At 54.1% G+C, this 23361-nt stretch carries 22 protein-coding genes and 3 tRNA genes; 14 read left to right on the top strand and 11 right to left on the bottom strand.

What is annotated here, in order from left to right; all coding sequences use genetic code 11:
- Positions 1-2: 2 nt before the first annotated feature.
- From CAMM_RS01205 to mgtE, 4 genes are all read right to left on the bottom strand, one after another.
- Positions 3-1127, bottom strand: coding sequence for a YdcF family protein (locus CAMM_RS01205; RefSeq protein WP_232051019.1), 1125 nt, complete (start codon positions 1125-1127; stop codon positions 3-5).
- A gap of 145 nt (positions 1128-1272) precedes the next feature.
- Positions 1273-1345, bottom strand: a tRNA-Arg gene (locus tag CAMM_RS01200).
- A gap of 211 nt (positions 1346-1556) precedes the next feature.
- Positions 1557-3140 carry an SLC13 family permease gene (locus CAMM_RS01195; RefSeq protein WP_003846012.1) on the bottom strand — a complete coding sequence of 528 codons (1584 nt, stop codon included), beginning with the start codon at positions 3138-3140 and terminating at the stop codon, positions 1557-1559.
- A gap of 289 nt (positions 3141-3429) precedes the next feature.
- Entirely contained in the window at positions 3430-4794 is a 1365-nt protein-coding gene (mgtE, locus tag CAMM_RS01190; protein WP_040354797.1) for a magnesium transporter, read from the bottom strand.
- Between the two features lie 287 nt (positions 4795-5081).
- Between mgtE and CAMM_RS01185 the strand changes: the two genes are divergently transcribed.
- Positions 5082-5720 carry an LppP/LprE family lipoprotein gene (locus tag CAMM_RS01185; RefSeq protein WP_003846010.1) on the top strand — a complete coding sequence of 213 codons (639 nt, stop codon included), beginning with the start codon at positions 5082-5084 and terminating at the stop codon, positions 5718-5720.
- Positions 5721-6196: 476 nt separating this feature from the next.
- Here the strand turns inward: CAMM_RS01185 and CAMM_RS12820 are convergent, their stop codons facing one another.
- A complete protein-coding gene (locus CAMM_RS12820; RefSeq protein ID WP_003846008.1) occupies positions 6197-6346 on the bottom strand; it encodes a hypothetical protein in 150 nt (49 codons plus the stop codon).
- A gap of 429 nt (positions 6347-6775) precedes the next feature.
- Between CAMM_RS12820 and CAMM_RS01180 the strand changes: the two genes are divergently transcribed.
- A complete protein-coding gene (locus CAMM_RS01180) occupies positions 6776-7954 on the top strand; it encodes an IS256-like element ISCoam1 family transposase (protein ID WP_040355768.1) in 1179 nt (392 codons plus the stop codon).
- 1044 nt (positions 7955-8998) lie between these two features.
- On the opposite strand, the gene CAMM_RS01175 is transcribed toward CAMM_RS01180, so the two are convergent.
- Positions 8999-9087: transfer RNA gene (locus CAMM_RS01175), tRNA-Ser, on the bottom strand.
- 158 nt (positions 9088-9245) lie between these two features.
- Between CAMM_RS01175 and CAMM_RS01170 the strand changes: the two genes are divergently transcribed.
- Entirely contained in the window at positions 9246-9647 is a 402-nt protein-coding gene (locus CAMM_RS01170) for a phage holin family protein (RefSeq protein ID WP_003849741.1), read from the top strand.
- Positions 9648-9650: 3 nt separating this feature from the next.
- On the opposite strand, the gene CAMM_RS01165 is transcribed toward CAMM_RS01170, so the two are convergent.
- A complete protein-coding gene (locus CAMM_RS01165) occupies positions 9651-9917 on the bottom strand; it encodes a MoaD/ThiS family protein (protein WP_003849742.1) in 267 nt (88 codons plus the stop codon).
- Between the two features lie 23 nt (positions 9918-9940).
- Here CAMM_RS01165 and CAMM_RS01160 point away from each other — a divergent pair, with 23 nt between their 5' ends.
- From CAMM_RS01160 to CAMM_RS01140, 5 genes are all read left to right on the top strand, one after another.
- Entirely contained in the window at positions 9941-11128 is a 1188-nt protein-coding gene (locus tag CAMM_RS01160) for a molybdopterin molybdotransferase MoeA (protein ID WP_003849743.1), read from the top strand.
- A 25-nt stretch (positions 11129-11153) separates the two neighbouring features.
- Complete coding sequence (locus CAMM_RS01155) at positions 11154-11633, top strand: MogA/MoaB family molybdenum cofactor biosynthesis protein (RefSeq protein ID WP_040356391.1); 480 nt, start codon at positions 11154-11156, stop codon at positions 11631-11633.
- Positions 11623-12102 (top strand): molybdenum cofactor biosynthesis protein MoaE, encoded by a 480-nt coding sequence (locus CAMM_RS01150; protein WP_003849747.1) that lies wholly within the window; start codon positions 11623-11625, stop codon positions 12100-12102. The genes CAMM_RS01155 and CAMM_RS01150 overlap by 11 nt, the downstream gene beginning before the upstream one ends.
- Positions 12099-13211 carry a ThiF family adenylyltransferase gene (locus tag CAMM_RS01145; protein WP_003849749.1) on the top strand — a complete coding sequence of 371 codons (1113 nt, stop codon included), beginning with the start codon at positions 12099-12101 and terminating at the stop codon, positions 13209-13211. Before CAMM_RS01150 ends, CAMM_RS01145 begins: the two co-directional genes overlap by 4 nt.
- A 144-nt stretch (positions 13212-13355) precedes the next feature.
- Positions 13356-13607 carry a hypothetical protein gene (locus CAMM_RS01140; RefSeq protein ID WP_040356393.1) on the top strand — a complete coding sequence of 84 codons (252 nt, stop codon included), beginning with the start codon at positions 13356-13358 and terminating at the stop codon, positions 13605-13607.
- 157 nt (positions 13608-13764) lie between these two features.
- On the opposite strand, the gene CAMM_RS01135 is transcribed toward CAMM_RS01140, so the two are convergent.
- Positions 13765-13852 (bottom strand) — tRNA-Ser (locus CAMM_RS01135).
- A 127-nt stretch (positions 13853-13979) separates the two neighbouring features.
- Here CAMM_RS01135 and CAMM_RS01130 point away from each other — a divergent pair.
- On the top strand, positions 13980-14948 hold the full coding sequence (locus tag CAMM_RS01130; protein ID WP_232051018.1) for an NAD(P)H-quinone oxidoreductase: 969 nt from the start codon (positions 13980-13982) through the stop codon (positions 14946-14948).
- A gap of 43 nt (positions 14949-14991) precedes the next feature.
- Here the strand turns inward: CAMM_RS01130 and CAMM_RS01125 are convergent, their stop codons facing one another.
- A complete protein-coding gene (locus tag CAMM_RS01125; RefSeq protein WP_040356484.1) occupies positions 14992-16200 on the bottom strand; it encodes an aminotransferase class V-fold PLP-dependent enzyme in 1209 nt (402 codons plus the stop codon).
- Positions 16201-16303: 103 nt separating this feature from the next.
- Here CAMM_RS01125 and wzm point away from each other — a divergent pair, with 103 nt between their 5' ends.
- The 3 genes from wzm (at position 16304) to CAMM_RS01110 (ending at position 18608) form a co-directional block, all read left to right on the top strand.
- Positions 16304-17197, top strand: coding sequence for a galactan export ABC transporter permease subunit Wzm/RfbD (gene wzm, locus CAMM_RS01120; protein ID WP_003849757.1), 894 nt, complete (start codon positions 16304-16306; stop codon positions 17195-17197).
- Between the two features lie 8 nt (positions 17198-17205).
- Entirely contained in the window at positions 17206-18000 is a 795-nt protein-coding gene (gene wzt, locus CAMM_RS01115; RefSeq protein ID WP_003849759.1) for a galactan export ABC transporter ATP-binding subunit Wzt/RfbE, read from the top strand.
- Between the two features lie 161 nt (positions 18001-18161).
- Complete coding sequence (locus CAMM_RS01110; protein ID WP_147581021.1) at positions 18162-18608, top strand: XRE family transcriptional regulator; 447 nt, start codon at positions 18162-18164, stop codon at positions 18606-18608.
- 59 nt (positions 18609-18667) lie between these two features.
- On the opposite strand, the gene CAMM_RS01105 is transcribed toward CAMM_RS01110, so the two are convergent.
- Together CAMM_RS01105 and CAMM_RS01100 are read right to left on the bottom strand one after the other, a co-directional pair.
- Entirely contained in the window at positions 18668-19798 is a 1131-nt protein-coding gene (locus tag CAMM_RS01105; RefSeq protein WP_003849762.1) for an L-talarate/galactarate dehydratase, read from the bottom strand.
- 55 nt (positions 19799-19853) lie between these two features.
- Positions 19854-21209, bottom strand: coding sequence for a gluconate:H+ symporter (locus CAMM_RS01100; RefSeq protein WP_003849763.1), 1356 nt, complete (start codon positions 21207-21209; stop codon positions 19854-19856).
- 200 nt (positions 21210-21409) lie between these two features.
- Between CAMM_RS01100 and CAMM_RS01095 the strand changes: the two genes are divergently transcribed.
- Together CAMM_RS01095 and CAMM_RS01090 are read left to right on the top strand one after the other, a co-directional pair.
- Positions 21410-22312, top strand: coding sequence for a LysR family transcriptional regulator (locus tag CAMM_RS01095; protein WP_003849765.1), 903 nt, complete (start codon positions 21410-21412; stop codon positions 22310-22312).
- A gap of 96 nt (positions 22313-22408) precedes the next feature.
- Entirely contained in the window at positions 22409-23353 is a 945-nt protein-coding gene (locus CAMM_RS01090; RefSeq protein ID WP_003849767.1) for a 5-dehydro-4-deoxyglucarate dehydratase, read from the top strand.
- The last annotated feature ends 8 nt before the right edge of the window (positions 23354-23361 follow it).

The following is a 23361-nucleotide window of genomic DNA, read 5'->3' as shown; positions in this document are numbered from 1 at the left end:
GTTTACCCTGCAGCGTAGACCACAGCGGGCACGATAACCGCGGTGCAACTAATCGCGAAGACGATAAGTACCGCGACGCTTAAGACCGTAAACCACAACCTATCGCGGATGATGCCGACAAATTCGCGCAGTAATGCACTCGGGAAGTAGTACCAGGCGGTGCGTGCGCCAACGACGTGTGCACGCATTCCTAATGTCCTCGTCAGCAACGCCGCGCGAAATACGTGGTAGCTACTGGTAGCAACAACGACCTGGTCAGATGGGTCTGTTAGTAGCTTGCGTGAAAAGTGCAGGTTTTCTTCCGTGTTCCGGGATTCGGTTTCTGCAACTACGCGTGCGGGCTCGACTCCCTTGGACAGTAGATAATCCCGCATCGCTTCACCTTCCGGCCGCGGCTCATCGGATCCCTGACCACCACTGGTGATGATGACGGGGTGATTGGAGAATTTCTTTTGAACCTCCAAGCTTTTATCTAAGCGCGCAGCCAGAAGTGGTGGAACTTCGCCATTGATTAGACCGGAGCCCAAAACAATAACGGCCTCGGGCTCGGTGCGGTAGCGGCGCCACCGATACAGCACGAACGCAGCAATAAACGCCGCGAAGATGAAGCCAAAGTATAAAACAATCAAAACCACCGACAGGTGAAGGGCAAACTTGGCCATATAGGCCGCATCCAGGCGCATCGTGTCGGACGGTGCCAACCGCTGCAAGATCGATGGCAGAAGCAATAGCCCGATGCCCGCGAGTAGAGCTAAGGCATTACCTAAAGAGCGGCTTTCTCTGCGCAGGATGGTCAGCCCGGCATAGAGCAAGAAAATTACTAAAGCTGGATAGCCTAATACGTTGCCCAAAAGGAAAATGCTCACGGCAACAACGAGAATGACTAGCAGCGGAAACGGGTCACCGAAGTTGCTAAAGAGCATTCCGATGCCAATAGCGAGCAGACCGATGCCCATGGTTATGTAAATCGGTGTGGCAATACGCCTGCCATCGCGAATGAGGATATAGATGCCGGCGACAAGCAGGATCGCGCCGACAGCACTAACGCCAATGACAATCGCAGGTGCGATATCGGTGGGCATATCGCTGGTAGGAAAAGATTCCAGTGTTGATGATTGTGCAGCCATCTATGTGAGTGCCTTCCTGATCGCGGACCGTGTGCTGACTTCTAAACGCTACCGCTTTCCCGTACCGCCCCGGATTGCGAGGGAGGAAACGACAAATCCCGCTACCATGCAAGTTCATTCTTGCTGGTAGCGGGATTTTCCACTGTGCGCCCGAAAGGATTCGAACCTCCAACCTTCTGATCCGTAGTCAGATGCTCTATCCGTTGAGCTACGGGCGCGTTCCATTGCCGTGAACCCCTATGCGGTGTTCCCTGCAACGTTGCTTAACTATACTCACACTTTCTCAAACTAACAAAACCGCTGGTTACCGAGCATTTATCGACGGTTTTATACGCTATGACAAAAGTCCAGCTTTCTCCCTTTCGGTGGGCATCAATTGAAGCACTGGCCCATCGAAGGTGGAAAAGCTGGACTAAGTAAGAAGCGCGGCTAGAACACCAACCCGAATACCGGCACAGCGATAAAATACGCGGCCAGGGTAATCAGAACCAGAGAAATAAGGTTGAGCCAGACGCCGCCCTTGATCATTTCGCCGATGGTGACATAACCCGAGCCGAAGGCAATCGCGTTTGGCGGGGTGGCCACCGGCATCATAAAGGCACACGTTGCGGCCAGCGCCACTGGGATAGTCAGGAGCAGAACGTTAATTTCGCCGGTTGCTGTCAGACCAATACCAACGGAAACGCCTCCCATAATCGGCAGGAAGGTCGCTGCGGTTGCCGTGTTGGATGTGAACTCCGTCAGGACAAGTACCAAGGCTGCAACCGCGCCCATGAGCAAGAAGATTGGGAGGCTTCCCAGCCCCTTAGCTACCTCACCGATCCATAGGGACAAGCCTGACGCGGTAAACATTGCGGATAGTGATAAGCCACCACCGAAAAGCAGCAGGACGTCCCACGGCAGTTCATTTGCAGTCTTCCAGTCCAGCAGGCGCACACCAGTCTTGCGGTCCGCAGGAAGAATGAACATTAACAAGCCTGCAGTCATACCCACGATGGCATCGTCATAAGGGAAGTCCCAACCCATAGTGTCCATAAGCAATGGCACTGCAACCCAGGTAAATGCCGCCAACAGGAAGATGATGCCTACTTGAATCTGCGGACCGGTCCACTTGCCCAGCTTTTCAACCTCATCGTTGATGAGTTCCTTGCCACCGGGGATGTGATCCATTTCTGGTTTGAACACGGTGATAAGAACCAACCATGCAATAACGGTAAAGACAATGGCGACGGGCAACCCCACCAGCATCCATTGGCCGAAGCCAATGGTGATTCCGTGGGATTCTTTCATGTACCCGGCAAGCAAGGCATTTGGCGGGGTACCAATCAAGGTTCCTAGAGAGCCGATCGATGCGGAGTAAGCAATAGCCAGCATGAGCGCCGTAGCAAACTTCTTTTGGTTTTTCATTCCACCGACTGTTTCAGCGGTGAGCTGCAACACGGAAATGCCAATTGGCAACATAACCACGGCGGTTGCGGTGTTGGATACCCACATGGACATAAAGCCAGTGGCAATCATAAAGCCGAGAATGAGGCGTTTTGGCGAAGTACCGACAACCTTCACCACATACAGCGCCAACCTACGGTGCAGGTTCCAGCGCTGTAGGCCAAGGGCCAGTAAGAAACCGCCCATGAATAGGAAAATCGTGGATGAAGCATAAGGCCCGCCGACGGAAGAAAATTCTGCGACGCCAGTGATCGGGAAGATGACGATAGGCAGCAAGGCAGTGGCTGCGAGCGGAATTGCCTCTGTCATCCACCACGCGCCCATAAGCACGGTGGTGGCGGCGACGATGCGGAGGGACTGGTGAGTGTACTCTCCTTCTGGATCAGCACCAGTTGATTCCATAACAGTTTCAACTGAGTTGGAAGGAAAGAATAGGTAAACCAATGCGGCCAGGATTAGGCCTACGAAAAGCCCGGTTAATTGACGGCGCCATTCTTGCGCTTTGGGCCCCTTGTCTTCTTCACCTGCCGCTTCGTGCGTCGATTCGTGCGTTACTGGGGTCGACATAAGATTGTGTGCTCCTAATTCATCTCGGTGCTACTTTCCATAAACCAAGACCCCAAGCGCCAATGTGGTGAAAATCGTGCAGAGCATAAACGAAATTCTCACCAACTTGAAGGCTGAAAGAGACTCTATTCACAGAAAGGGTGCTACGGACAACCTACAAAACTTCTTAACAAGAAAGGAATTCTCGCCTATTTTGATATCAAAAATACACCCAAATCACCCCCGATCGTATAGGTAAATTACATCGACGTAATTTAGGGAATTTGAGTGTTTTTGCTAATACAGACCTTTACAAACCTAGCACCGAGGTTGCAATGAGGAAGTAGATGATGAGTCCCGTTGCGTCACAGAAGGTCGAGATAAAGGGATTAGAGAATACTGCTGGGTCGGCGCCGATAGTCTTAGCCAAAATCGGCATCAGTCCGCCAACCGTTGCTGACATCGTACAGATCAACAGTAGGGTCAGTCCGATTACGATGCCAATGTCTAGGCCGTAGACAAAGGTGGCCAGAATAAAGCCCAAGGCACCGAGCATACTGCCCAGAACTAGGCCCACGCGCAGCTCGCGCCAGAGCACTTGAATGAAGTCTTTGGAGCGAACGTCACCGAGCGCTAAAGCACGCGTGACGGTAGTTGCAGCCTGGTTGCCAGTGTTGCCGCCAGTACCCGTTAGCAAGGGGATAAACAGCGAAAGCACCACGGCTGCGGCGAGTGTATCTTCAAAGCTATCCAATACTTTTACTGTCAGCAGTGCCGAGACAGCAAGAACTAGAAGCCAAACGATGCGCGAGCGCACTAACTTCAACAGCGGCGTGGACATATAAGGCTGCTGCAGTGCTTCCGTACCGCCAGAGCGCGCCGAGTCCTCAGTGTCTTCTTCCTCTAGGATGTCCGCTGCGTCATCCCACATCAAAATTCCCACGAGCCGACGGGATTCATCCACGATCGGCATAGCAAGAAAGTCCAACGGCATGAACCAGCGGGCGGTCTCTTCTGCGTCATCGTGTGCATAGGCAAAGACTGGGTCGCTCATTAAGTCTTCAACCAATCGGTTTCCGCGCGCAGTGAACAAGGTGCGGAAAGAAATAACTCCCACTAACCGGCGGTCTTTGCGCGTAACCGGCAAGGTGTAGATGGTTTCTAGCTCATCCGCAGTCTCGCGGACCCGCGCCAAGGCTTCGACGACAGTCATCTCGGGGTAAATCTGCGGCACCTGCGGGCTCATTCGCCTACCGATGCTTCCCTTCGGGTACCCCAGGACCACGCCCGTGACGTCGCGCTCATCCTTATCCAAAGAACGCAGCAATCGGTCAGCAATTTCCGCGGGCAACTCATCAAGCAGTGACACTCGGTCATCAGGGTCTAGTTCATCGAAGAATTCAAAGACTTCCGCATTACCCAGCTCGTCAATGAGGTCTGCCTGGTGCGCGGAGTCCAACGCGTCAAAGACCTCAATGGAGCGCTGCCGCGGCAAAAGCCGCAATGCTAAGGCTGCGCGCACCGCGTTGTGGCGCTCCACGAGCGCGATGACCTCTTGGAGCGGCGTCTCCGCCAGCAGCTTTTGCAATCGAGGCGCATCTTTCGGGTCGATGCCCTTTTCAGTCTTCAGCCAATCATCTAAGACATCCATAGACTGTTCAGTCGTATCGCTCATGTGCACCTCCATGGACCACATCATTCCTGCGTCATCGTCAGGCAGCCATCAATTGCCGCCCGCAACTTTTACGAGATGTGGAAAACTTTTCTTCAGCCCTACCTAGCTTAGACTGCCTGATAATTAATTGCCGAAAGTCATATACGCACTATAACGGGCAATTTAACTAGCAATCCGAAACTAAAATCGCACGCTGGCCCGAAACAATCCTAAAATCGCCTATTCACACACGGGATAAGACGCAGTACGATCAATTACTACTGCCCACGCACTAAGGAGCGCCCACAATGCGCCGCGCACTTCCCGTCATAGCCGCAGCTTTAACCTCACTCGCCCTGACATCATGCTCAGGCACTGAGGACTCCGCCCAAGAGGCCAACCCAACCACCGTCACCTCTACCGTCACCGCCCCGGCCGACGAACCCCCTCAGACCACCGAGTCCCCCGCCCCCGGCAATGACGGCGAAGCAACCACAGAACCCCCTGCAACCACGCCACCTCCCGCGGATTGCGGCATCTCCCCCTCCAGCGACGCCATCACCGCGCCCATCTCCACGTTGGAACCACCAAGTGCTCCCAACACCGCCTGGGTCTACGAAGGCGACAGCAATTACGACCCCTGCGCTGATTTAAGCTACGCACTGTTAGTCCAACGGCCCCAAGGTAACTCTCAGTTCGGCACCCAGATCCTGTTCTTCCACCACGGCGAGTACATCGGCATTGATTCCACCTACCCGCAACAAGCGATGAACATCGAAGACAAAGGCAACGCCCTCGTAGTCACCTACAAAGACTGGGAAGCGCTTGACGATGCCGGCGGCTCCAACGCCGAATCCCCCAACTACACCGCCACCGTCACCTTCTTCTGGGACGAAGCCACCAACCAACTCGGCACCGAGGGAACATTCCCGAACCAAGGATCTTAGTTTCCCAGCCCGTCGCAGTAGTTAGCCCGGTGTTAGCTAGTTCCATTCGAGAACCCGTAAGATTCGTAACCTACACCGCTCCCCAGGCAACTTGAGTTCCGTTTCTTCTCACGAAATTAGATCTAGCCGATAGCTTCGTCGTGAGCCCTTGAAACCCCTGTATCGATATAACTCGGCATGGATGATGCTACCGAACCACGCATGGAACATTTAACTTTTTAATTCACCCATCAAAGATTCTAAAACGCAAGCACTTCAGTGGCCTAACCAATCTGCAATTTCAACGTCCGAACACAAGCGTCACATGGTTTTCTACGTTCCATTCCCGGTGTCTTAGAAAGTGCTTCCACAGCCGCTATAATTCCCCGACTATGGATATGCAGAAAGCGACGCTGCCGCCATCTTTCTAGATGGCGGCAGCGTCGCTTAAAACTCTAGCCCCGTGGGGCTGCCCTTAGATCAGGAGAGCAGGACTATTACTCACCCTCGGTGAAGAGCTTGGAGGACAGGTCGCTGAAAGCACCGAAAACGCCGCCTTCTGCGTCAGGACCAACGAAGAAGCTGCTAACGAGGTCAACAACCTGGCCGAATGCGGTTGCAAGAGAGTCAATAAGTGTCTCGATCATGATGAGATCCTTTCGTGTGATTTAAGCTAGCCAGTCGGCGAGCTCAGCTATTCATCATACTATAGCACTTACTGTCGTCAGCAAAAATGCAGAAATTCGACTTCATCATCACCTGACTGCACTTGCACTAGATTTATCGTGATTATTTTTCAAAAACGAGATCAATTATGGTGACAAAACTTAATAAATCCCTGGCACTTCCAGCGGCTACGCCGTGAAGCGCAAACCACACCTCATTTACGTTGCCCTTACTTCCCCCCTTAGGCCCGGGCTAAGGGAACAGAAGTGTGTCCAGGATCCTGATATATCCCCAGGTTGTCTCTAATAAAGCGTAGGTATGTAATCTTTTCAGTGTTATAAACAGCTCAATCTCGGTCAATACCGGGATCAGTACCAAACCTGTGTTACCTGCCGTTATCTGCTGGTGGAATGACGAAAAACCATCCACTATGCCCGGTCTGCCATGAGCTGATGAAACGCAATGGATTTACCTCCAAAGGCACACAACGCTGGCGCTGTAAATCCACAACCTGCGGCGCTAGCACCACGAAACAACGCCGCGATAAGCGACTCGCTGCGGACTTTAAACGCTTCATCACCCATGTCACAGGCCAACAATCCATGGACACCATCGCCTGTGACATGGGAATATCACGCCGCTACCTCAGCACCCGGTTTCGCACCTTCTGGTACATCCCCACCCCAGACCCAGTCGATCCCCACCGCATCTTCGACCAACTATTTATCGACGGAACCCACCTCTCTGCCGGTTGTCTACTAATTGCCTCCACGAAAAACCACATCGTCAACTGGGTTTGGGCGAAAGAAGAAAACACCCATGACTACCTCAGGCTGCTCCAACCGATCCCCGCACCCCTGATGGTTTGCTTAGACGGTGGACGCGGTGCCTACAGCGCCATCAAAAAAGACTGGCCCAGCACACGCATCCAACGCTGCCTCGTCCACGCCCAACGCGTCGTACGCCGCTATGTCACCTCACAACCACGCACCAACGCCGGACAAGACATCTACCGCCTGGCACGCACACTCAGCCGAATTACCGACCTGGACCAAGCAGCTCAATGGTCGGCACAACTGCACAACTTCTATGTGACATACAAGGACTACCTCAACGAAAAGACCTTGTCGATCATCACCGGGAAAAGAGAATTTACCCACCTTCGAGTGCGTAAAGCCTATTACAGTCTCGAAAACCTCGACCGTAAACAATGGCTATTTACCTACCTCAACCCACCACAGAATCCGGCTGACCCCGATATTAAGTGGGCCTGCACCACCAACAGCCTGGAAGGCGGATTTAACTCCCCACTCAAACAACACGCCAGACTCCACCGAGGAAGAAGCGGTGAACGACAACGCAAAACCATCGACTGGTGGCTATACCTGCGCACACATCGCCCGAAAGACCCACAAGAAATAGCCAAAGAATGCAATTGGGGCCGTGACGCACTGTCCAAGGTAAACGCCACGACCCACAACGAGAACCAAGCCAACCAAGAAACAGGAAGACCAGCCCTCTACGACAACGCTATCTCAACCGAATACAGCCACAACCTCGGCATCCAAAAAGGCTGGATCGGCACCTAACCCGACACGCCGATAGACACGTTTTTGTTCCCTTAGCCCTTAGGCCCTGCCTTTGTCTAAGCCAAGCAAAAAGGCAGTGTCCCCACACCTTGGGTGTGGGGACACTGCCTATAAATCCGCCCCTTTAAGCCAACCTTAAAGCAGGAAGACGGGGCTAAGATTCAGCCTTATTAGAACAGGCCGGAGGACAGCTCGGAGATTGCGTCGAAGCCGCCACCGAAGACGCCGGAAACGAGGTTTACAACCTGGGAGAAAGCGGTGCCCAGAGCGGTGATGATATCAGAGAACATAATTGTTCCTTTCAGTCAGTGTGAGCTCGCCCGTTACGAACTCTTTCCTAGAAGTATTCACTAACTTGTGCCCCAGTTGCAAGATCGGGCTGAATCATCGCGCAATATTCACAGAATGAAATCTATGCAAAATCTCGAGAAATCTGGTCTCACTAGGAACTACATGCTGAGCTCGAAAAAAAGACCGACGTTCCACCAAACGCCGAATCACCCCAATATGGGGCTAACCAACGAGCCCTCTCGGGCAAACCCCATGCAAGGCTACGTTTTCAAAAATTGAGCCCAAATAAGGCGGTGAATACTATACAGGCAATTTCGAGATCTGAACCCAAGCTGCCCATCAGTATTCAACGTGACTTTTCGTATAAACACATACTAGAGTTCTCGCAATCGATATGCAAGCTTTGTTCGTTACGGAAAATTCAGTTTTGTGAATTACTCGGCAAAACCACAGATATAACTAACAATGTTCGCGACATTTCGATAGAGCCATTTCACTCCCTACAGCGCCTCTCAGGACCAATCTTAAATTCTTGGTGAATAGTAATAGCCACGGATTGAAGACCTAGTAAAAGCGCAGGTTAGTTTAAGCACATTACTAGGCCCAAGAAGAACTACTAACTTAATCATTAGCTCGCGATGCGCCATCTAAAGGCATAACAGCTAACAACCCCAAATAAGCTAGGCGCGAAGAATTCAAGCTAGCTGTGGAAAAAGTGAAACCCCCTGCGTTAACAGGGGGTTTCAAACTATGCGGAGACGAGAGGATTTGAACCTCCGGCCCTCCGTTGGAAGGGCAACTCATTAGCAGTGAGCCCCATTCGGCCGCTCTGGCACGTCTCCTAGATTGCCTATAAACAGGCGAATTTTAGCTTACCTTCCGCTTCCCTTATCGGCCAAATAAGGTGGCACAAAGCGTGAACTGTTCTTGGAGCAGGTTTCTCAACTGGGGTTTTGGGGCTTTCGGCTCTCAGGTAAAAACTCACTTATACTTTTCTTATATGAGCACCCTGTGGAATTTTGTCCTCAACGTCATCGCCATTGCTGCCGGTTTGTGGGTGGTCGTGGAATTTATCCCCGGCATTGATCTCACCGCCGCACCAGGCCAAGAACTCACGGCCTTCTTGGTACTGGCCGCCGTCTTCGTCATCGTCAACGCAGTCGTTGCACCAGTACTACGGGTAGTTGGCTTGCCGCTGACCTGCATCACGCTTGGATTGTTTGCGCTTGTCATCAACGGAATTGTGCTGATGCTTGCCGAATGGCTGTTTAACCTCCTGGGATTCCAGGACTCGAGCTTTCACATCGATGGGCTGTGGCCCGCCATCCTGGGCGCGATTGTGCTGGCGATCATCTCCGGAATCGTTAATTTCTTCACCAGCCCACTGCGCGCCCGCGCTTAGGGTTTATCCGCCGGCGAAAGGCGGGAGTACATCCACGCGGGAGATACCCGCAAGTGGTGTCTCTGCCGTTCCTGTTTTGCCGTCTAAGAGGAAAGAGCAGCGCTGAAGGACATCCGCCATGGAGGTTCCGGCGCCGGTAGAGCCGGTGAAAGTGGTGGATAGGAACTGTAAAAGATCGCCCAACGTTGCCGGGACGTCTGTACCTGCCAGGTTGGTGTGGGTACAACCTGCGGCGTCCCGGGCCGCGGCGAAGAAGTGCACGTCAACCATGATTCTTATCCTACAATGGATTTATGACTTCCCCGGAATCTCACCTGGAACGGATTCGCCAGCTCATCGGCAATCACGTTCAACGCACAACACAGCAGATTCCGATTGACCAATCCCTAGGGCACGTAACGGTATCGGATATCGTCGCCCGCTTTGATTCCCCGCGGTTTAATAACTCCCAGATGGACGGCTACGCCGTGCCGAACGCAGATGGTGGTGTCTTTACTGTCGCAGCCACCATCGCCGCAGGAGATTCCCCAGCTTTATTAGATGGACGGGCTGCACCCATTATGACGGGCGCTGCCGTACCCGCTGATGCCGCCGCCATCATTCCGATCGAGAACACTTCCCCGGCGGAGTTTCTCAATCCTGGTGAGCGCATTGAGGTACCCACAACCGAGCCGAATCAGTTCATTCGTTTACAAGGAGCCGATGTTGCCGCTGGCAGTGTCATTGTTTCTGACGGAACAATCATTAGTGCCGCAGCCGTGGCTACGTTAGCGGGGCAATCTATCACCGAGGTAGAGGTTCGCAGCCCGGCGCGCGTCCTCCTCTGCACCGGTGGTGCAGAAATCCAGTCGAGTAATACTGAGACTAATCCCAGCTCTGCCACTATTCCGGATGCTAACGCTCCGATGTTGCGCGCGCTGGCAGCTGCCGCCGGCATTGAGGTGGTGGGTCATATTCGTACTGATGATGACCCGGAAGCTTTAGCGTCGGCGTTGTCGGCTGCCGTTGCGGAATTTGAACCTGATGCTGTGGTGACTTCTGGTGGTATTAGTGCCGGCAAATTTGAAGTCGTGCGCCAGGTTTTAGAAGCTGCGGATCCCCATGCTTGGTTTGGCCATGTTGACCAGCAGCCAGGTGGACCGCAGGGTATGGCGTTATTTGCTGGCGTGCCGGTTATTTGTTTGCCGGGTAATCCGGTCTCCACCTTGGTCAGCTTCCGGCTGTTTGTTGCGCCGGCACTAGGGAATGTTGCACCAGATGCCTGGGCAAGGTTGGGCGCTGCTGTTACGGGGATTGCTGGTCGCGAACAATTTCGCCGAGGCCGCGTGGAATATCAAGCAGATGGCACAACGGTGACGCATATCCTCGGCGGAGCTGGCTCTCATTTGATCACTCAAGCCGTGGAAGCAACGCATCTCATCCGCATCCCGGCAGGTGCTGCGCTGGAAGCCGGCAGTGTTGTACAAATCTATCGTCTCTAATCCTGCTACTGAGAGGTAACAGCCTATGTCACGCACCGGAATGGTGATTGTCGCATCAACGCGTGCTGCGACGGGCGAATACGAAGATCGCTCCGGTCCCATTGCCGTGGAGTTTTTGCGCAGCCAGGGGTTCGATACCCCGGAGCCACTAGTTGTCGCGGATGCTGATATCCAGTCCGCGGTGGATAAAGCACTGTCCGGAAGTGATGTTCCAGATGTTTTATTAACTTCAGGTGGAACGGGGATTACTCCCGATGATCGCACTGTTGAAGCAGTCAAAGGCCATCTTCGTGCAGAAATGCCCGGAATCGCCGTCGCCTTTTGGAATAAGGGTTTAGAAAATGTTCCCACGGCAGCACTGTCGCGGTGTATCGCGGGTGTCACAGATAAGACTTTTGTAATGACGCTGCCTGGGTCCACTGGTGGAGTCAAAGATGGTTGCGCGGTGCTTGAAGGAATTTTGGGGCACATCATCGACACGATGGAAGGAAATAATGTCCACTAATCACGATCCAGCTCATGATCCGGATTATGTCCATGCGCAAACAGGCAAGGTCATCCAAGCGCTGATGATGACCGAACCGATTGAAGATATCGTGGAGAAAGCACGTGCGGAAGTCATCACCGATGCCATGGGCGCGGTAGTCACCTTCGATGGCGTGGTCCGTGATCATGACGGTGGCCAGGGCGTGAGCAAATTAATCTATTCTTCTCACCCGTTGGCGCAGCAAGAAATTGAAGCGGTCACCGAACGCATAAGTAAGCAGCACCCGCACGTTCGCCTGTGGTGTGCACACCGCACCGGAGCACTGGATATCGGTGACTTAGCCTTTACCGTCATCGCCGCCGCCGCGCACCGACGCGAAGCATTTGAGGCGGCGTCGCAGCTTGCCGATGCTGTCAAGGCCGAAGTTCCAATTTGGAAAGAACAAGAATTGTCCTCGGGTGGTACCCAGTGGGTGGGATTAGAATGACCGAGTTTTCACCGCAGGAAATCTCCCGCTACCGCCGGCAGTTATCGCTCGCCGGGTTCGGGCGGGAAGCGCAAGATAAGCTTCGCGATGCCCACGTCGCCGTCATCGGCGCCGGCGGTCTCGGTTCACCTGCCCTGTTGTATTTGGCAGGCGCCGGCGTTGGAAAAATCACGATCTTCGATTCCGATACCGTCGATATCTCTAACCTGCACCGCCAAGTCATTCACTCCACCGAGAAAATTGGCGTGAATAAGGCAGAGTCTGCACGTCAAACGCTACAGGCGCTGAACCCGGAAAGCACCATTGATGTCGTCGAAGAGCGCCTAGATGAACACAACATCGTTGAATACTTACGCGGCGCGAATGTGGTTTTAGACGGCACAGATAACTTCGCCACGCGCTATAACGCGTCATGGGCCTGCGCAGTCCTGGGCATCCCGCACGTATGGGCATCCATTTTGGGATTCGATGCACAGCTAACTGTTTTCTATGCCGATCACGGCCCAATCTATGAAGACCTCTTCCCTGTCCCACCGGCACCTGGTTCGGTTCCGTCGTGCTCTCAAGCAGGCGTGCTCGGCCCCACCGTGGGTGTGGTCGGTTCAGCTATGGCGCTCGAAGCCATGAAACTCGTCACCGGCGTAGGCACCCCGTTAATTGGCAAGATTGGGTATTTCACAGCCTTGGAAGGCATATGGGAGTACATTCCACTCGTTGGCAATCCCGAGGTTGTACAACAGGTTCGCGAACACGGGCCAACGCAGGGCGCCGAGGCTTTCGAAGAGCCGCCAGCTGCCGATGACTCTGTCCCCACCGTTGCCGAAGTCGATGAGATACCAGAAAACGCTCTTGTTATTGATGTGCGTAATCCGGATGAAGTAGAAATGTTCGCCATCCCCGGCACTGTAAAATTCCCGCTCTCACGCATCATGGCCGGGGAAACCCCCGAAGAGATTTCCCCGGCCCAAGAGCACTCACGCCCGGTAGTTCTGCACTGCGCCGGTGGTATTCGTTCGGCGCGTGCGGTCGAAGCATTAAACCAGCGCGGGTTCACCGAAGGAATCTACTCGCTGCGTGGCGGCATTGATGCGTGGCTGGACAAGCAGTAGCCCAATAGGAAAATTTAGTCGGGATTAAAAAGGGACGGACATCACCTTCCCAACCTCGCAGAAGTCCAGTATTATCTTCATCGTTACTCCCGCTGGTCAGCGGGGTATTCCCTATCCCTGTGAAAATTGAAAAGGTACTTTCTCATGAATTGTCCTAGCTGCAATGGCGCAAACGTCCAGATTAGCTTCGTAGAGCAAGGCACTCGCACCGCTTCTCACGGCACTGGCCTTGGCGGCAACATGAACAACGCCGCACGAACCATGACCGCGTTGGGCACCCTCGGTATGTCCAACCTGGTGTGGAAAAAGTCCAGAGGCACCCACAAAACCAAGACGAAGAACGTAAAGACTGCCCTTTGCCAGGATTGTGGCAAAGACTGGAAGATGAAGAAGTAATCTTCCACGATCCGGCTGGCTTTCTTCACCGGTAGCAGCTTGTTCGTCTTCATCGACAAACAAGCTTTGCTACCGGTGTTGTTTTTCTGTGCCCAATTCGCAAAAAGAAATCTCGAGCATCGCCATGCGGAACGATGTCTCGAGACACACAAAAATTTGGCGGAGACGGAGGGATTTGAACCCTCGGTGAGTTTCCCCACGCTGGTTTTCAAGACCAGTGCATTCGGCCGCTCTGCCACGTCTCCGTGCGCTATGAAAAAGATTCACACATATTGAAATGTCTGATCTCAAGCACACAAAAAGACTACCCGATCGAATGTTAAAGACTAAAACTGCGTGCCTGAGTGCTCAAACTTGATTAGCGTGGAAGACATGACTGATGTGATGAAAGCAATCGTCCAAACCACCGAAGGAGATCCAGAGGCGCTGGAAATCCAAGAAGTACCCAAGCCGCAGCTACAACCTGGCGAGGTTTTAGTAAAGGTCGCGGCCTCAGGTGTAAACCGCGCGGATCTCTCCCAAGCCCAGGGCAACTACCCACCACCAAAGGGTGGCTCGGAAATCATTGGCCTGGAATGCGCTGGTGAAATCGCCGATACCGGCGATACTGATCGGAGTGTAGGCGAGAAAGTCGGAGCACTGCTCGTCGGCGGCGGCTACGCCGAATACGTCGCGGTTCCCGAAGGCCAGCTGCTGCCGATTCCAGAGGGCTGGTCTTTCGCTGAGACCGCAGCGGTGGTTGAAACCGCATGTACCGTCTGGTCCAATATCGTGATGGAAGTCGGCCTGAAAAAAGGCGAGACCATCCTGATTCACGGCGGTGGCGGCGGCATTGGCCTGATGGCCACTCAGATTGCCAAAGCACTAGGCGCCACCGTGGCGGTTACCGCGGGTTCCGCGGGCAAGCTCGAGGTATGTCAGAAATACGGCGCGGATATCCTGATCAACTACAAAGAGCAGGACTTTGCCGAAGAGCTAAAAAATAAATGCGATGTCATCCTCGATATCGTGGGCGGGCCCTATTTGAAAAAGAATATGTTCGCGCTCGCCGAAGGCGGCCGCATGGTCACCATTGGCTTGCAGGGCGGCAATAAGGCCGAGATCAACATGGGCGTGATGATGATGAAGGGTATCTCCCTGCACGGCACGACCCTGCGCCGCCGCTCGCTGGAGGTCAAGGCAGAAATTGTCCGCCAAACGATCGAGAATGTGTGGCCGATGCTCGAAGATGGTCGCGTTAAACACCACATCCATGAAGTTCTGCCCCTGGCGCAAGCCTCCACTGCTTTAAAGCACTTGGTGGACAGCACGCATACCGGCAAGCTCGTACTAGAACAATAAAGATATTGTTCTCGACCCGTTGGACTAAGTCTCCTGCTTAGTCCTAGGCCAGCGAGGCCACCACGCGAACGAGGTGCTCGATGTCCTGAGCCGTGTTAAACGGGCTCAGGGACACCGTGACTGCCCCGCCGATATCATCGACACCCATCTCCGTAAGCAGCTCGCTACGCGGCGTCAATGTCGTGACTAAGCCATTGCCGAAAAGGCGCTGGTGCACGGTTTCGGCGGGAACGTTTTTCACCGCGAAAGACAGACGCGGAATGCGGTTATCGGTGCGTGCACCCACGGCAGCCTCACCCGTGACACCCAGAATGTGCACGGCAGGCAGCGTGCCCATCAAGGAATACAGTTCATCACTGAGCTGGCGCATATGCGCGGAAACCTTCGCCATCGAATTGCGCAACCGCGTGCGACGCGATCCCCGCAGCTCATCATCGGGGTCACCCAAGCGCGCCAAATGATCCACCAAAGGCCCCACGCCACCGGCGAGACCGGCAGAGACCCGGGATTCTAAATCCTCGCGTTGAATATTTAACCGCTTGAACATGCTGGTATCGCGAAAGACCAGCGCGGAGATTTCGGGGCCGCCCAGCTGGGCCAGATCAATACCGACGATATCTGCACCGAGCTCATCGATATCGATGGAGCGGTAGGTGGCTAACGCGGAGACATCGACAAGCGACCATGCGCGCGATGTGTTCCGTACGATGTCTGTGATCTTTTCCACTGGAGCCACTGCCCCGAGTGTGGTGTGCGCGGCGGTAAATGAAACGAACCTCGTAGTGCCATCGACAAGCTCATTGAACTGAAAGCCCGGCAACTCCCCCGTACCCAAATCTGGCTGCGCCCAGTGGATAGTAGCGTCAATATCACCCAAAGAAGCCGAGTCTAAACGCTGCAAGACCACGGCCGAATTACGGCGCAGCAAGGGACCCAGGTTGGATGCCAACGTGGAATATAAAACGGGCAAACTCGGACCCAAAACCACAGCGCTTTGGTGCGCACCGGTGAGATCCGCAATGGCCAGGCGCGCAGTAGTGATGAAATCCGCGCGTTCTAAATGCCCCGCGACCACGGGAGCGGAATGCGAGCCACTGGGGGCATCGATCGCCGCAACAGCTGGCGACATACGAAAAGCTCGAGCTACTCCTGCAGAGACTTGCTCCGCGATCTGTGGCGTATCGTGCGCATTTAGGTATGTCCAGCCGTCAGACAGCCCTGCATAAAGGCCGCGCACGCTAGCAACATCCACGTCAAGCTCTCCCTCCTGCTGGCTCTTGACGCTCACTACTCTATACGGGTTTATGGGCGGGTGAAAACCACCTAGTGAGCCTCTTGGCACTAGGGTATTCGGCATGGAGCAAGATAAAAATACACTTGCCGCAGATATTGCGCGCATGACGGGCACTCCAGAGGGTCAAACCGTACCGCCGTCTAATTCCAAGACTTTCGGCGCGGCGTTTAAAGACCTCCTCCAGGGCGCTAAACAGCACGAACTGTGGCTTATGCTGGGTCTGCAAGACATCAAGCAGCGCTATCGCCGGTCGATTTTGGGTCCTTTTTGGATCACCATCGCCACCGGTGTGATGGCGTTGGCATTGGGTTTGTTGTACTCGATGCTCTTTCAACTTCCACTGGCTGACTTCCTGCCGCACGTGACGGTGGGTTTGATTATGTGGAATTTCATCTCCGGTGCCATCCGGGAAGGCTCCACGATCTTCATTGATAACGAAGGTTTGATTAAACAGTTGCCGGCGCCTTTATCAGTGCACGTCTACCGCCTGGTGTGGCGGCAAACGCTGTTTTTGGGCCACAACCTGATTATTTGGCTGCTGCTGATTGTGATCTTCCCGCGCAGCCTGGGCTGGGAGTTTTTCCTGGTCATCCCAGGTATGCTGCTGTTGGTCGTCAACGGCGTGTGGGTAGCGATGTTCTTCGGTATGGTGGCCACGCGCTTCCGCGATGTTGCCCCCTTGCTGGAAGCCCTGACACAATTGCTGTTTTATGTCACCCCAATTGTATGGACGACCAAGACCCTGACGGATCAAGGTGGCGCGGTTGCTGACCGCGCGCGGTTGGCGGAGATCAACCCGCTGTACCACTACCTGGAGATTGTGCGCTCACCGCTAATTGGCGAGCCCATTGAGGCCTACCACTGGTGGATTGTGCTGGCATTTACCGCAGTTGGACTACTTGTTGCCATGCTGGCGATGCGCCAATGGCGCTTCCGCGTGAGCTACTGGGTTTAAGGAGAACCATGGTTTCTATCGATACATATAACGCGTGCGTGGACTTTCCCATCTTTGATGCCAAGTCCCGGTCGCTGAAAAAAGCCATGCTTTCTTCCGCTGGCGGCGCCATTGGCAAAAACGATGACAACGTCGTGGTGGTTGAGGCGCTAAAAAACATCAACCTACACCTGCGCGAAGGCGACCGCGTTGGGCTGGTCGGCCACAACGGCGCCGGCAAGTCCACCTTGCTGCGTTTGTTGTCCAATATCTATGAGCCCACCCGCGGCTCGTCTGATGTACGCGGCCGTGTGGCGCCGGTCTTTGACCTTGGCGTGGGCATGGACCCGGAGGTCTCCGGCTACGACAACATCATCATTCGCGGGCTATTTTTGGGCCAGACCATCAAGCAAATGAAAGCCAAGATGGATGAAATCGCGGAGTTTTCCGAACTTGGTGATTACTTAGGCATGCCGCTGCGCACCTACTCCACCGGTATGCGCGTGCGCCTAGCCTTGGGCGTGGTGACCTCCATTGAGCCAGAAATCTTGCTTCTCGATGAAGGCATCGGCGCCGTCGATGCCGCCTTTATGGCCAAAGCCCGCGTGCGCTTGGAAGAGCTCGTCAAACGCTCCGGCATCTTGGTCTTTGCCTCGCACTCCAATGACTTCCTCGCGCAGCTGTGCAATACCGCGCTGTGGATTGATAAGGGCGAGATTCGCTCCGCGGGTGAAGTGGCCGATGTCGTGGGCGAATACGAAGGCCCCGAAGTTGGCGAATATGTTCGCGATATGCGCGAGCGTTTTGAGCGCGAAGACGCCTAAGGCGTATCTAAAATTCGCCGATAAGTCGGCGAATTTAATCACCACAGTGGGCATAACGCCCGCTCGCGCTGCAGATTTTCCTGGGTGCTGATTACGTGGGTAGGGGCACTTGATTGCCCCTACCCACCATGTTTATTTCAGCCCTACTCAGGAAGATTTTCATGAAGCGCATCATCGCCGCTGCCGTGGCAGCAGTAACCGCCCTGTCCTTATCCACCGGTGTCTCTACTGGTGTTGCCTCCGCCCAAGGCCTTGGTACCGGCAGCACCGCCTCTGATAGCCAAATCCGCAAAGACTTACTCAAGTGGCAGGCTGAATCTCCATTCAGCGGGACCTTGCTCAAACAACCCACCAGCTCTGTCAGCACTGCTAATCAATCCTCAGAATTTCTTCGCGACCGCAGCTCCGAGCGCGTTTCCGATGGAGTCATTGAATCCAGCTGGGGTCTTGCCAAAAGCTCCGTCAAAAAAGACATCGAAAACGGCGACCCAATTGGCACCAACCTCGACATCCTCCTTGCCCTCGGCAGCGTTTTAGCCGTCGGCGCCATCATCTATAACGTCGCACTGCAAGCCGGCATGCCGCTGCCACACGTTGCTGCGGAATAACACAAAAATCCGCTTCCCCATCTGTGAAAAGGGGAAGCGGATAATTTCTTGTGTCTTAATTAATCACCGAAGGTGGCTGATTCGCGAGTCCACGCGCGGGCTTGATCTGTCAACGTAATGCCCAGTCCAGGCCGGTCCGGAACAATCATTCGGCCATCGCGGGTTTCGAGCTTTTCATTAAACAATGGATCCAACCAGTCAAAGTGCTCCACCCATGGTTCACGAGGAAAGAGCGCTGCCATGTGCAGGTGAATTTCCATCGCAAAGTGTGGTGCGAGATCTAAGCCTGCTGCATCCGCACGAGTCAATAACTTCTGGAACTGGGTAATTCCGCCGACGCGCGGGCAGTCCGGCTGGATAATATCGCACGATCGAGTATCAATTAAGTCCTGGTGCTCGCGCACTGAGGCGAGCATTTCGCCCGTGGCAATCGGTGTATCCAAAGCTTGGCGAAGATCAGCATGGCCGATGGCATCGTAGGCATCCAAAGGCTCTTCAATCCACACCAAGTTGAATTCGTCCAACGCGCGTCCCATGCGCAATGCGGTTGCGCGATCCCACTGCTGGTTCGCGTCCACCATGAGTGGAACATCATCCCCGATGTGCTCGCGTACCGCTGCCACGCGGCGGATATCTTCCTTATTATCAGGAAGTCCTACCTTGATCTTGATTCCGCCAATGCCTTCCTCAATGGATTGAGTAGCACGGTCTTTGACCTCTTCGATTGTTGCATTGAGGAAGCCACCGGAGGTGTTGTAGGTTCGCACGGAATTACGGTAAGGGCCAAGAAGTTTGGCCAACGGTAAGCTGGCGCGCTTTGCTTTCAGGTCATACAGGGCAATATCAATCGCAGCTAAAGCTTGAGTTGCCACCCCGGAACGGCCGACGGAAGCGCCTGCCCACAGCAATTTGTCATAGAGACGAGGGATATCGTTGGGGTCTTCACCAATGAGGTTATCCGCAACCTCGCAAGCATGGGCGTACTGAGCGGGGCCACCGGCGCGCTTGGAGTAAGAAAAACCGATGCCTTCATGGCCGGATTCGGTCGTGATCTCGGCAAAGAGGAAGACGACTTCTGTCATCGGCTTTTGCCGACCAGTGAAGACCTTTGCGTCAGAGATTGCGGTTTTGAGGGGAAGCACAATGGAGGATAGTTTGACCTTGCGGATGGCATCGATGCTGGCAGACATGGTAGTTACCTTTCAAAGAATGGTTTTAAGTGCGTGGATGACGCGGAAGTGATGATTAGACAATCAGGCTCATACCCAGGACGCCGAAGAGTCCGAGGATAGAAAGCACGGTGGTATAGGTGGTACGTACCTTGATGGTGTTGATAACGGTGAGGTTGAAGTACTCCTTAAACATCCAGAAGCCTGGGTCATTGACGTGGCTAAAGGCGATGGAGCCACACGCGGTTGCCAAGACCATAAGCTCTGGAGAGACGCCACTGGCGGCCACGAGCGGTGCGGCGATACCGGCCGCGGTGGTTACTGCAACAGAAGCAGAACCAAGCGCTACACGCAGGATGACGGCAGTGAACCAGACCAAGATGATGGGGTTGAGATCCCAACCGCCAGTGAAGTCCGCGATGTAATCAGCAATTCCTGTGGAAACCAGAACCTCCTTGAGTGAACCGCCGGCACCGATGACCATGATGATCATGACCATGCCGCGAGCAGAATCCGACATGGAGGCTGCGATTTCAGACATTGGCGTACCGCGCATCGGGCCAAAGACGATAATGGCAACGAAAAGCGTAATAAGCAGCGCGACTTCCGGTGCACCGACCATCGCAATAATGCGTCCAAGCGTGGATTCGGTGTTCGCGAACATTGCATAGATTTCCGCGCCAGCGATGAGGATGATGGGCAGAATTGCTACACCGATGGAGGTGAAGGTATCTGGCATTTCATCTTCTTCAAACATCCGCTTCGGCGCTAGGCCTTCGGGGATGGAAGGATTCATCTTCTTCACAAACGGCAGGCGAGGCCAGATCATGGCGACGATGACACCCGCGATAACGGCGATGGCGAAACCGTAGAGAATGGTTCGGCCAGTTGATGCTTCATAGATACCGGCGGCCGCTACTGGTCCTGGGTGCGGTGGCAGGAAGGAGTGCATAGTCGATAACGAAATCGACATGGGCAAACCGACCCACAGCAGGTTGGTCTTAGTAGCGCGAACGAGAGTAAAGGCAACGGGAACGACGATGACGAAAGCGGTTTCGTAGAACATCGTGATACCGATGATCATCGAGGTGACAATCATCGCCCATTGGACATTCTTTTCACCGAAGACATCAACAATCTTGAGCGCAATTCGCTGCGCTGCGCCAGCGTCACCGACGACGCGACCAACCATCGCGCCAAGCCCGATGACAATCAACGTGTGAGAAAGCTGGTCACCTAAACCTGAAGCAACGATTTTTGGAATGGCGTCGATTCCGACGTTTTCTCCGTCGATAGCGAGATTTCCGCTGGATGCACCCCACAGGGCAACACCGATGGCAACGGTGAGCAGGGCGATAAATCCATTGAGCCTAAATTTGGTCATTAACACCAGCAGCACAACCACGGCCAGTGCGACGATCAGTAGCGGCACGATCGTCCTCCTTCGTTGAGGGATAGTCGGAGCCGGAGCTCCTGAATTCTTTTCGATTGTTCACAAGTGCGCTGCCGCCGAAACAAAAATCTTGTGCGTGGCATCACATCTAGAAGAAATCGTAAAGAGGCTCATTGATGTTTGTCTAAGGTTATTAAGGTATCCAGTAATACCTTAAACGCATATACGTCAGGAGCCGGATGTACACCCTCGACCAATTGCAGTGCTTTGTCACCGTCGCTGAGCATCTCCATTTCGGGCGCGCCGCAGAAGAACTCAACATGACTCAGCCGCCGCTGAGCCGGCAGATTCAAAAGTTAGAAAAAGATGTTGGCACCCCACTGTTGCTTCGCAATAACCGCAAGGTGGAACTCACGCCTGCTGGTGCAACCTTTGTACTGCAAGCGCGCACCATCTTGAATTCTGCAGAGAACGCACGCAAGCTCGCCCAACTTTCCGCTGCGGGTTTGCGTGGGCAGATTCGCATTGCCTATACGGCCGCGTCCGGACTTAGCGTACTCGGCCCGCTGCTGCGATTTATCAAGAATAAAATTCCCGCAATTCAAATCGAAGTCTTTGAGATGGTCACCCAAGAACAGTTAGAAGCACTCGAAAATGAAACCATCGACGTAGCCATCGGGCGCCTTGCAGACAGCGACGACGACTACCGAATTGAAGAAATCCATCACGAAAGCTTGGTCCTGGCAGCTCCGGTGGACCATCCCTTGATGCTGCAGGACAAACCGCTACTACGCGAGCACGTCGGTGGGCACCCGCTTATCATTTACTCGCCCACCAAGGCGCGGTATTTCTATGACATCACGGTGCGCAACTTCCAGGTCAATCACCACCAAGTGGCGTACTCGCTGAGCCAAGTAGGCGCCATGATCGCCCTAGTTGCATCCGGACACGGCATCGCACTGGTTCCTGAATCCGCACAGCACATTTCTTTCCCCGGAGTAAGACTTCGCCACTTTGAGGATTTGGAAAAGGAAATTATCAAGACCCAGATCATTGCCAAGCACCCATCCGACAACCCCATCGTCCACCGACTCTTTGAACTCATCAGCGAAGATGCCAGCCAGTCAGACCATACCTTTTGAGTATTAACGTATGCCTTAAAAGTGTTGGACAGGTATTGCAACTCTCCATAGACTCCGGAGTTGAGTAATCCACATCACGTACCAAGGAGTTTATAAATGTCACGTTTTACCCCGACCGAGTTGCAGCAGCAGCTCAAGGACGGTCTGTTGTCTTTTCCTGCCACTGCTTTTGACTCCACCTACGAAGTGGATGAAAAGGCCTACCAAAACCACATCGAGTGGCAATCGAGCTACCCGGTCGCGGGGCTGTTCGCCGCCGGCGGTACCGGTGAAGGCTTCAGCCTGACTCCGGAAGAAAACCACCGCGTGACCAAGTTGGCCGTAGACGCATCTCACCCAGATGTGCCGGTTCTAGGCTCCGCAGGCGGCAACACTCACCAGGCTATTGAGCACGCTCAGGGAGCAGAAAAGGCCGGAGCGGAAGGTCTGCTCTTGCTGCCGCCATACCTGACCGAGTGCGACCAAGATGGTCTATTTGAACATGCTTCGGCCATCATTGGTTCCACCTCCCTGTCCGTCATCGTCTACAACCGTGCCAATGCGGTCTACGGCGCAGATACCCTGGCACGCCTGGCCGAGCGCCATGAAAACTTTGTGGGATACAAGGACGCAACCGCCGACATTGAGCACCTGGCACGAGTGACCACCACCAACGGTGACCGCCTGTTCTACCTGGGTGGATTACCTACTGCCGAAACCTACGCGCTGTCCCTCCTGGAAATGGGCATGAGCACGTACTCTTCCGCCATGTTCAATTTCGTGCCAGATTTCGCATTGAATTTCTACCGCGATGTCCGCGCGCACAACACCGAGGCAGTGCAGCAAAAGCTCAAGGACTTTGTTCTCCCCTACCTCAATATTCGCGACCGCGGGCACGGCTTCGGTGTCTCCATTGTCAAGGGCGGGCTGAAGGTTCAAGGCCGCGACTGCGGCCCAGTTCGCCCACCACTGCAGAATCTTTCCGATAAGGACTTGGAAGATTTGAAAAACCTCATTGACTCTTCTGGCGCCGGTGCCGAAAAGCACGAGCCAGCCAAGTAAATATCCGC

Origin of the sequence: Corynebacterium ammoniagenes DSM 20306, from assembly GCF_001941425.1 — a bacterium.
In the GTDB taxonomy this organism is placed as follows: domain Bacteria; phylum Actinomycetota; class Actinomycetes; order Mycobacteriales; family Mycobacteriaceae; genus Corynebacterium; species Corynebacterium ammoniagenes.
The sequence above is the reverse complement of the archived record's forward strand: the minus strand, read 5'-3'. Positions and strand labels throughout refer to the sequence as shown.

Bases quoted from the DNA above. Each gene is read 5' to 3' on its own strand.
- CAMM_RS01165 (WP_003849742.1), bottom strand. From the start codon at position 9,917: ATGGTTGACGTGCACTTCTTCGCCGCGGCCCGGGACGCCGCAGGTTGT.
- CAMM_RS01205 (WP_232051019.1), bottom strand. From the start codon at position 1,127: ATGGCTGCACAATCATCAACACTGGAATCTTTTCCTACCAGCGATATG.
- mgtE (WP_040354797.1), bottom strand. From the start codon at position 4,794: ATGAGCGATACGACTGAACAGTCTATGGATGTCTTAGATGATTGGCTG.
- CAMM_RS01105 (WP_003849762.1), bottom strand. From the start codon at position 19,798: ATGTCTGCCAGCATCGATGCCATCCGCAAGGTCAAACTATCCTCCATT.
- CAMM_RS01155 (WP_040356391.1), top strand. From the start codon at position 11,154: ATGTCACGCACCGGAATGGTGATTGTCGCATCAACGCGTGCTGCGACG.
- CAMM_RS01145 (WP_003849749.1), top strand. From the start codon at position 12,099: ATGACCGAGTTTTCACCGCAGGAAATCTCCCGCTACCGCCGGCAGTTA.
- CAMM_RS01180 (WP_040355768.1), top strand. From the start codon at position 6,776: ATGACGAAAAACCATCCACTATGCCCGGTCTGCCATGAGCTGATGAAA.
- CAMM_RS01140 (WP_040356393.1), top strand. From the start codon at position 13,356: ATGAATTGTCCTAGCTGCAATGGCGCAAACGTCCAGATTAGCTTCGTA.
- CAMM_RS01130 (WP_232051018.1), top strand. From the start codon at position 13,980: ATGACTGATGTGATGAAAGCAATCGTCCAAACCACCGAAGGAGATCCA.
- CAMM_RS01160 (WP_003849743.1), top strand. From the start codon at position 9,941: ATGACTTCCCCGGAATCTCACCTGGAACGGATTCGCCAGCTCATCGGC.
- CAMM_RS01090 (WP_003849767.1), top strand. From the start codon at position 22,409: ATGTCACGTTTTACCCCGACCGAGTTGCAGCAGCAGCTCAAGGACGGT.
- CAMM_RS01150 (WP_003849747.1), top strand. From the start codon at position 11,623: ATGTCCACTAATCACGATCCAGCTCATGATCCGGATTATGTCCATGCG.
- CAMM_RS01095 (WP_003849765.1), top strand. From the start codon at position 21,410: ATGTACACCCTCGACCAATTGCAGTGCTTTGTCACCGTCGCTGAGCAT.
- CAMM_RS01185 (WP_003846010.1), top strand. From the start codon at position 5,082: ATGCGCCGCGCACTTCCCGTCATAGCCGCAGCTTTAACCTCACTCGCC.
- CAMM_RS01110 (WP_147581021.1), top strand. From the start codon at position 18,162: ATGAAGCGCATCATCGCCGCTGCCGTGGCAGCAGTAACCGCCCTGTCC.
- CAMM_RS12820 (WP_003846008.1), bottom strand. From the start codon at position 6,346: ATGATCGAGACACTTATTGACTCTCTTGCAACCGCATTCGGCCAGGTT.
- wzm (WP_003849757.1), top strand. From the start codon at position 16,304: ATGGAGCAAGATAAAAATACACTTGCCGCAGATATTGCGCGCATGACG.
- wzt (WP_003849759.1), top strand. From the start codon at position 17,206: ATGGTTTCTATCGATACATATAACGCGTGCGTGGACTTTCCCATCTTT.
- CAMM_RS01195 (WP_003846012.1), bottom strand. From the start codon at position 3,140: ATGTCGACCCCAGTAACGCACGAATCGACGCACGAAGCGGCAGGTGAA.
- CAMM_RS01170 (WP_003849741.1), top strand. From the start codon at position 9,246: ATGAGCACCCTGTGGAATTTTGTCCTCAACGTCATCGCCATTGCTGCC.